Origin of the sequence: Streptomyces poriferorum (genome assembly GCF_019399235.1) — a bacterium.
GTDB lineage: Bacteria > Actinomycetota > Actinomycetes > Streptomycetales > Streptomycetaceae > Streptomyces > Streptomyces poriferorum.
Map to the genome: position 1 here is coordinate 1 of NZ_JAELVH010000337.1, position 6,258 is coordinate 6,258.

At 70.5% G+C, this 6,258-nt stretch carries 7 protein-coding genes and 1 pseudogene; all 8 read left to right on the forward strand.

All coding sequences use genetic code 11. From position 1 onward, the window contains the following. Positions 1-187, forward strand: a pseudogene (locus JGS39_RS34980) (ATP-binding protein); the annotation flags it as partial. Further along, on the forward strand, positions 184-612 hold the full coding sequence (locus JGS39_RS34985; protein WP_219573776.1) for a roadblock/LC7 domain-containing protein: 429 nt from the start codon (positions 184-186) through the stop codon (positions 610-612). The pseudogene JGS39_RS34980 and the gene JGS39_RS34985, both read left to right, overlap by 4 nt. Further along, the gene (locus JGS39_RS34990; RefSeq protein WP_219573777.1) at positions 609-974 is read left to right on the forward strand and encodes a DUF742 domain-containing protein; all 366 of its coding nucleotides are present in this window, start codon (positions 609-611) and stop codon (positions 972-974) included. The genes JGS39_RS34985 and JGS39_RS34990 overlap by 4 nt, the downstream gene beginning before the upstream one ends. Continuing rightward, positions 955-1,620, forward strand: coding sequence for a GTP-binding protein (locus JGS39_RS34995; RefSeq protein ID WP_219573778.1), 666 nt, complete (start codon positions 955-957; stop codon positions 1,618-1,620). The genes JGS39_RS34990 and JGS39_RS34995 overlap by 20 nt, the downstream gene beginning before the upstream one ends. Beyond that, positions 1,617-2,882, forward strand: coding sequence for a cytochrome P450 (locus tag JGS39_RS35000; RefSeq protein ID WP_219573779.1), 1,266 nt, complete (start codon positions 1,617-1,619; stop codon positions 2,880-2,882). The genes JGS39_RS34995 and JGS39_RS35000 overlap by 4 nt, the downstream gene beginning before the upstream one ends. Further along, on the forward strand, positions 2,879-4,087 hold the full coding sequence (locus JGS39_RS35005; RefSeq protein ID WP_219573780.1) for a cytochrome P450 family protein: 1,209 nt from the start codon (positions 2,879-2,881) through the stop codon (positions 4,085-4,087). Before JGS39_RS35000 ends, JGS39_RS35005 begins: the two co-directional genes overlap by 4 nt. Positions 4,088-4,265: 178 nt before the next feature. Continuing rightward, entirely contained in the window at positions 4,266-5,384 is a 1,119-nt protein-coding gene (serC, locus tag JGS39_RS35010) for a phosphoserine transaminase (protein ID WP_219573781.1), read from the forward strand. A 154-nt stretch (positions 5,385-5,538) separates the two neighbouring features. Further along, positions 5,539-6,168 (forward strand): Uma2 family endonuclease, encoded by a 630-nt coding sequence (locus JGS39_RS35015; protein WP_219573782.1) that lies wholly within the window; start codon positions 5,539-5,541, stop codon positions 6,166-6,168. Positions 6,169-6,258 lie beyond the last annotated feature (90 nt).

The following is a 6,258-nucleotide window of genomic DNA, read 5'->3' on the forward strand; positions in this document are numbered from 1 at the left end:
CGGCCGCACCCTGGCCGCCGCCGAGTCCCGCGCACGGGCGGCCTCCGAAGCGTCGGAGGCCGAGACGGCCGACGGCTCCACCCCCCGGCCCCGTACGTCCGACGCCAAGGCCCAGGCAGCCCGCTTCAGCAGCTTCCGCCAGGCCGTACGGCCCAACTCCCCGCACCCGGAAGGCAACACCCGATGACCGCGACCACCGACGAGAAGCTCAACTGGCTGCTGGAGGGGCTCCTTGAGCGCACTCCCGGCGCCCGTCACGCCCTCGTGCTTTCCAGGGACGGCCTCAAGCTGTGCCGTACCCCCGAGCTCTCCGTCGACCAGGCGGACCAGCTGGCCGCGATCTCGGCCGGAATCCAGAGCCTCTCGCACGGCGCGTCCGTCGAGTTCGGTGACGGCACCGGCGGCGTACGCTCCGCGATGGCCGAGTTCTACGGCGGGGTGCTGTTCATCGTCGAGGCGGGGGCAGGCGCCCACCTCGCGGTCGTCGCCTCCGACACCGCCGATGTCGGCCTCGTCGGCCACAACATGAGCGAGCTCGTCGAGCAGCTCGGCGAGCACCTCGTCGCCCCGCCGCGCGATTCCGTCCCGGCCTCCGAGACCGCGACCGTATGACTCCCCGCCCCCGCCCCGGCAGGGACGACGACCCGGACCGGCTGTACACCCTCACCGGTGGCCGCAGCCGGTCCGATTCGGCCGCCTTCGACCTGGTGACGCTGGTCGTCTCCGAATGCGAGCCGGCCCCCGGCATGCAGTCGGAGCACGTCACGATCCTGCGGATGTGCGAACGGCCCACCGCGGTCGTCGAACTCGCCGCCGGACTGAACCTGCCCGTCAGCATCGTGCGCATCCTGCTGTGCGACCTGCTCGACACCGGCCGGATCAGCGCCCGCCACCCCCGTACCGCCCGTGTCGCGGACCGGCTCCCCGACCCCGACATCCTGGAACAGGTGCTCGTTGGACTCCGCAACCTCTGACCGTGCCGCCCTGCAGGCCACGGCCGACAACGGACTGAAAATAGTCGTCGTCGGCGGCTTCGGGGTCGGCAAGACCACCATGGTCCGATCCGTGAGCGAGATCCGTCCGCTCAACACGGAGGAGACGATGACCCGTGCGGGCGAGGCCGTCGACCACCTCGACGGGGTGCAGTCGAAGACGTCCACCACGGTCGCCTTCGACTTCGGCCGGATCACGCTCGACGCGCGCTCCGTGCTGTACCTCTTCGGCGCACCCGGACAGGAACGCTTCTGGTTCCTGTGGGACCGGCTGTTCTCCGGGACCCTGGGAGCCGTCGTCCTCGTCGACACCCGGCGCCTCGCCGACTCCTGGTACGCCATCGACCGCCTGGAGCACCACGGCACCCCGTTCATCGTGGCGTGCAACGACTTCGGCGGCCCGCTCCACACCGAGCAGCAGATCCGCGAGGCGCTCGCCCTGTCGGACGACGTTCCGCTCGTGGAGTGCGACGCCCGGGACCGGTCCTCCAGCAAGTACGTCCTGATCACGCTGGTGGAGCACCTCTACGCCCTCTCCCGGCGCACGGTCAGCTCCACCGTCTCCTCCTCCGCCGCCGCCACCCGTCCGGAAACCGCTCCGGAGAAGACCCCGGAGCCCACCCCGTGACCCAGCCGCCAGAACCACCCCCGGGCTGCCCCGCGCACGGCCGCGTACCGCTGTCCGGTCCGCGGTTCCAGACCGAACCCACCCAGCTGTACCGGGAGATGCGCCGCGACCACGGCGCCGTGGCCCCCATCGTCCTGGACGGTGACGTCCCGGCCTGGCTGGTCCTCGGCTACCGCGAACTGCACCAGGTCACCAGCGACCCGGTGCTGTTCAGCCGCGACTCCGACCTCTGGACCCAGTGGGAGAACATCCCCGCCGACTGGCCGCTGCTGCCCATGATCGGCCGCAAGCAGCCCTCGATCCTCTACACGGTCGGTCCGCGGCACGTCGAGCGCGCCGCAATGATCAGCAACGCCCTGGAGGCGGTCGACCCGTTCGCCCTCAAGCGGTACGCGGAGGAGTTCGCCGACGAACTGATCGACCGGTTCTGCTCCAAGGGCTCGGTCGACATCATCGCCGAGTACGCGATGCTGCTCCCCGCCCGGATCCTGGCCAGGATCTACGGCTTCAGCGACGAAGTGGGCGACGCGCTCGTCGGCTCGATCAACGACATGATCGACGGCCGGGAGCGCGCCCTGGCCGGGCAGCAGCACCTCGGCATGTCGATGTTCCAGCTGCTGGCCGACAAGCACGCCGAACCCGGTGACGACGTAGCCACCCGGATGCTGGCCGACCCCGGCGGCTTCACGGACGAGGAGGTCGCCCAGGACCTCATGGTCATGATGGCCGCGGGCCACCAGCCGACCGCGGACTGGATGGGCAACTCGCTGCGGCTGATGCTCACCGACGACCGGTTCGCCGCCTCGCTCTCCGGCGGCCGGCACAGTGTCGCCGAGGCCATGAACGAAGTCCTGTGGGAGGACACCCCGACGCAGAACATCGCGGGCCGCTGGGCCTCCCGCGACACCCACCTCGGGGGCCGTCACATCCAGTCGGGCGACCTGCTGGTCCTCGGCTTCGCCGCCGCCAACGCCGACCCGCAGGTGCGCACCGACGGCTCCGCGCTCACCGGCGGAAACAACGCGTTCCTCTCCTTCGGCCACGGCGAGCACCGCTGCCCGTTCCCGGCCCAGGAGACGGCCGAGGTCATCGCCCGTACCGGTATCGAGGTCCTCCTGGACCGCCTCCCGGACATCGACCTGGCCGTCCCCGTCGAGCAGCTCACCCGGCGCCCCTCCCCATGGCTGCGGGGCCTGACGGATCTGCCCGTCGCCTTCACACCCACCCCCGCCACAGGTTCCGCCTCCGGAGGCCAGATATGACCCGCATCGCCCTCGACCCGTTCGTCGCCGACCTCGACGGCGAGAGCGCCGCCCTGCGCGCCGCGGGCCCGCTGGCCGAGGTGGAGCTGCCCGGCGGGGTGCACTGCTACGCGGTCACGCACCACGCGGAGGCGCGGCAGCTGCTGACCGACTCCCGCATCGTGAAGGACATCAACGTCTGGGGCGCCTGGCAGCGCGGCGAGATCCCCATGGACTGGCCGCTGATCGGTCTGGCCAACCCGGGCCGCTCCATGCTGACGGTCGACGGCGCCGACCACCGCCGGCTGCGCACCCTGGTGGCGCAGGCCCTCACCGTGAAGCGGGTGGAGCGGCTGCGCGCGGGCATCGAGGCGCTGACGACGGCGAGCCTGGACCGGCTCGCGGCCCTGCCCAAGGGCGAGAAGGTCGACCTGAAGGCCGAGTTCGCCTACCCGCTGCCGATGAACGTGATCAGCGAGCTGATGGGCGTCGACGGCGCCGACCACCCCCGCCTCAAGGAGCTCTTCGAGAAGTTCTTCTCGACGCAGACGCCGCCGGAGGAGGTCCCTCAGATGATGGCGGACCTCGGCACGCTCTTCACGAAGATCGTCGACGCGAAGCGGGCCGAGCCGGGCGACGACCTGACCAGTGCCCTGATCGCGGCCTCCGAGGACGGCGACCACCTCACCAACGAGGAGATCGTCAACACCCTCCAGCTGATCATCGCGGCGGGCCACGAGACGACGATCAGCCTGATCGTGAACGCCGTCGTCGCCCTGGAGACCCACCCCGAGCAGCGCAAGCAGGTCCTCTCCGGCGAGCTGCCGTGGGAGAACGTGATCGAGGAGACGCTGCGCTGGAACACCCCCACCTCGCACGTCCTGATCCGTTTCGCGACGGAGGACGTGGCCGTCGGGGAGAAGGTCCTCCCCAAGGGCGAGGCCCTGATCGTGTCCTTCGGCGCGCTGGGCCGGGACGAGGCGCAGTACGGCCCGACCGCCGGCGAGTTCGACGCGGCCCGGTCCCCCAACCGCCACATCGCCTTCGGCCACGGCCCGCACGTCTGCCCGGGCGCGGCGCTGTCCCGCCTGGAGGCGGGCGTCGCGCTGCCCGCCCTGTACGAGCGCTTCCCGGAGCTGGAGCTGGCCGTACCGGCCTCCGAGCTGCGGAACAAGCCGATCGTCACCCAGAACGACCTGTTCGACCTCCCGGTCGACCTGGGCTGACCTGGGCTGACCTGGGCTGACCTGGGCCACCCAAGCCCGTCCGGCGTTTGAGGACGGAACCCTCAGCGCCGGACCGGGGCTCGTACGGACATACCTCCAACGCTCACCAGTCGGATCCCCTGTCTCATCCGACGGACAGGGTGCGTGGCCGCTCCACCGAGCGGCTACGCTCCGACTCGTGGCCGACATCCAGATTCCCGCTGACATCAAGCCCGCCGACGGACGCTTCGGCGCCGGTCCTTCCAAGGTGCGGACGGAGGCGCTCGACGCGCTGGCCGCCACCGGTACGTCTCTGCTCGGTACGTCCCACCGCCAGGCCCCGGTGAAGAACCTGGTCGGCGCGGTACGTGACGGCGTGCGCGACCTCTTCTCCCTCCCCGAGGGATACGAGGTGATCCTGGGCAACGGCGGCTCCACCGCCTTCTGGGACATCGCGACGCACGGTCTGATCGAGTCGAAGTCCCAGCACCTCAACTTCGGCGAGTTCTCGTCGAAGTTCGCGAAGGCCGCCAAGCTCGCCCCGTGGCTGGCCGACCCGACCGTCATCGCCTCCGACCCGGGCACCCACCCGGACCCGAAGGCCGAGGCGGGCGTCGACGTCTACGCCTTCACCCACAACGAGACCTCCACCGGTGTCGCCGCGCCCATCAAGCGCGTCGCGGGCGCCGACGAGGGCTCCCTGGTCCTGGTGGACGCCACCTCGGGCGCGGGCGGCCTGCCGGTCGACATCGCCGAGACGGACGTCTACTACTTCGCCCCGCAGAAGTCCTTCGCCTCCGACGGCGGCCTGTGGATCGGCGTCTTCTCCCCGGCGGCCCTGGAGCGCGCTGCGCGCGTCCACGCCTCCGGCCGGCACATCCCGGAGTTCTTCTCGCTGCCGACGGCGATCGACAACTCCCTGAAGAACCAGACGTACAACACCCCGGCGCTCGCCACGCTCTTCCTCCTGAACGAGCAGCTGACCTGGATGAACACCCAGGGCGGCCTGGAGTTCACCACCGGCCGCACGGCCGCCTCCTCCGGTCACCTGTACGGCTGGGCCGAGGAGTCGAAGTACGCGACCCCGTTCGTCACGGACGCGGCGAAGCGCTCGCAGGTGATCGGCACGATCGACTTCGCGGACGAGATCGACGCGACGGCCATCGCCAAGGCGCTGCGCGCCAACGGCATCGTCGACACGGAGCCGTACCGCAAGCTGGGCCGCAACCAGCTGCGCGTGGCGATGTTCCCCGCGATCGACCCGTCGGACGTCCAGGCGCTGACGACGTGCATCGACTACGTGATCGAGAAGCTGTAACGCCTCCGCACCTGAGAACGGCCCTGCGCACACGCCCGTGTGCGCAGGGCCGTTTCTGCTTCACTCGGCCGAGTGGCATATGCCAGAACCATGCTCTGCGGCCGTTCCGCCCTACGATGATGGTCTCGACACCAGCCATTCCAGGAGGCCCGCAATGTCTGCAGCAGCAGTCGAGCACCCCTGTGAAGACGAGCCGGAGCTGTCGTTGCTCGAAGAAGCCAACGAGCTCGCGGAGCAGCTTCCCGGACGTCGAGTCGAGATCATCGGAGGCGTCATCACCGTGGCCCCACCCCCGGACGGCCCGCACGCGGACGCGTTGACCACACTCATGATCCCGTTCCTCGCCGCAGGACTCCACGGCGAGGAGTCGAGGCTCCTCCAGGGCATCGGCCTCTGGCTGCCGGGCGGCCCCGAGGACTACGCGATCCCCGACCTCGCGCTCGTCGACGCCGATCTCGACGAGCACAGGCTCGAGAACAACTGCTACGACCCGGCCGTCTTCCGCCTCGTCCTGGAGGTCACCTCCAGCAACTACAGAAGCGACCTGCGCCACAAGGTCGCCGCGTACGCCGAGGCCAAGATCCCCGTCTACGTGATCCTCGACCGCAAGCACAGCCGGGTCCACGTCCTCACCGAACCCGTCGGCGGCACGTACGACCGCCACGAGGTCTACGCCCCCGGCCAGGAGGCCCCGCTTCCCGACTCGATCGGCGCCGCAGTCAGCCTCGACGTCGCCGAACTGATCAAGGCCGGCCGGGTGAAACAGAGCCCGTCCGACGCCTGACGTCACCACGCTCACCGCTCACCCCGCCGCCACCGCTCCTCCCCGTCCTCCCACTCACCGGTCCGCACCAGCCCCGCCGCCGCGGCCACC